This window comes from Kitasatospora sp. NPDC059462 (assembly GCF_042749955.1).
Lineage (GTDB): Bacteria > Actinomycetota > Actinomycetes > Streptomycetales > Streptomycetaceae > Kitasatospora.
This window is the reverse complement of sequence record NZ_JBHYUU010000389.1, coordinates 1-1,380: the sequence shown is the minus strand read 5'-3', so window position 1 is coordinate 1,380 and position 1,380 is coordinate 1. Positions and strand designations below refer to the sequence as shown.

General features: G+C 78.3%; 2 protein-coding genes. One reads left to right on the top strand and one right to left on the bottom strand.

Annotated elements, in window-relative coordinates; all coding sequences use genetic code 11:
• Positions 1-303: 303 nt before the first annotated feature.
• Positions 304-987, top strand: coding sequence for a pyridoxamine 5'-phosphate oxidase family protein (locus ACFXAM_RS38665; RefSeq protein WP_380298614.1), 684 nt, complete (start codon positions 304-306; stop codon positions 985-987).
• Positions 988-1,080: 93 nt separating this feature from the next.
• Here ACFXAM_RS38665 and ACFXAM_RS38660 read toward each other — a convergent pair whose 3' ends face one another.
• A complete protein-coding gene (locus ACFXAM_RS38660) occupies positions 1,081-1,284 on the bottom strand; it encodes a hypothetical protein (protein ID WP_380298612.1) in 204 nt (67 codons plus the stop codon).
• Between the last annotated feature and the right edge of the window lie 96 nt (positions 1,285-1,380).

The window sequence follows — 1,380 nt, the reverse complement described above, 5'->3', positions numbered from 1 at the left end:
GCCGGGGTCTCCGTGGCCCGCTCGGCCTCCGGCGCGCTGTTGGGGGCGCGCGGTGTGGGCGACACCCTCGTCCCGCACAGGGCCGGCGGGGAGCGGTCGCCCGAGGCGGCGGGAAGCAGGGCGGCGGGGCAGGGCCGAACGGCCCACGCCCCTCGCCGACCCGGCCCGGGCCGGGGGATCCTGCGAAGGGGGAACGCCCGACGGGGGAGCGCCGGACCGGGAGAGCGCCCGACGGGAGAGGGCCGGACGCGAGGGCCGGACGGGAGAGCGCAACGAGGAGACCGCGAGCCGAGGAGCCGACCTGTGAACCGCACCCCCGACCTCGAAGCCGTCCGGCGGGCGGACCCCACCGAGGTGGCCCGCCGGATCGTCGGGCGCCGCGACGAGCTGGGCCTGGACGACAGCTCCCTGGCCCACCAGGCGGCCATGTCGCCCGCCTACTTCCGGTACCTGCTGGCGGCCGGCCCGGCCTTCGACCCGGCCGGGTTCGTCCGGATCGCGGCCGCGCTCAAGATGACCTGGGCGGAGCTCCTGGAGGACCGCACCGACGCCCCGCCGGGGCAGTCGCTGCCGCCGGAGGGAACGCCGAGGCCGCTGCTGCTGCACCTCTCGGAGCCGGAGTGCTGGCTGCTGGTGGGCACCCACGGCGTCGGCCGGGTGGGCCTGCCCGGCACTCCGGCGCCGGCCGTCTACCCGGTGAACTACGCCGTCGACGGCCGGACGATCGTCTACCACACCTCGCCCCGGGGCGCCGCCGCGGCGCCGGACGGCTCGCCGGTCTCCTTCCAGGCCGACCACATCGACGACCGGCTGACCGAGGGCTGGAGCGTGCTGATGCTCGGCGCGGCGCAGCACGTCGACGACCCGGAGGAGGAAGGGCGGCTGGCCAGGCTCCCCGGCTCGACGCCCTGGGCGGGCGGCGACCGCCCCCTGTGGGTCCGGATCACCCCGGACGAGGTGACCGGCCGCCGCCTCGGCACCGGCTGAGGCACGCCCCGGACGGCTCCCACCCCGGGACGGCCACCGGCCACGGCCGGCGCCGGGCCCCGGGCAGCACGCCCGGCGCCCGGCGCCCTCGTGCTACTGGTCCTCGGCCCACGGATCGGACAGCCAGAGGACCCGGAAGACCTGCTGCGGCGGGTAGGACGTGAAGCCCCCGCCGTCCTGCTTGACGTCCACCCAGCCCTGGTCGCTGATCCGGGCCTTGCCCTGGTCCGCGCCGTGCCCGCCCTCGGTGGCGGAGGCGAACAGGATTCTCGCTTCGGTCCACGTGGTCTGTGTCATGGTCCGACTGTCACCGGCCCCGCGGCGTGCCCCCCCCCCGGGGGGGGCGGGGGGGGGGGCGGAGCCGCCGCCCCGGGCCCGGGGGGAGCCCCCCCG

Excerpts from the sequence above, each read along its gene's own strand:
- ACFXAM_RS38660 (WP_380298612.1), bottom strand. The coding sequence starts at position 1,284 with ATGACACAGACCACGTGGACCGAAGCGAGAATCCTGTTCGCCTCCGCC.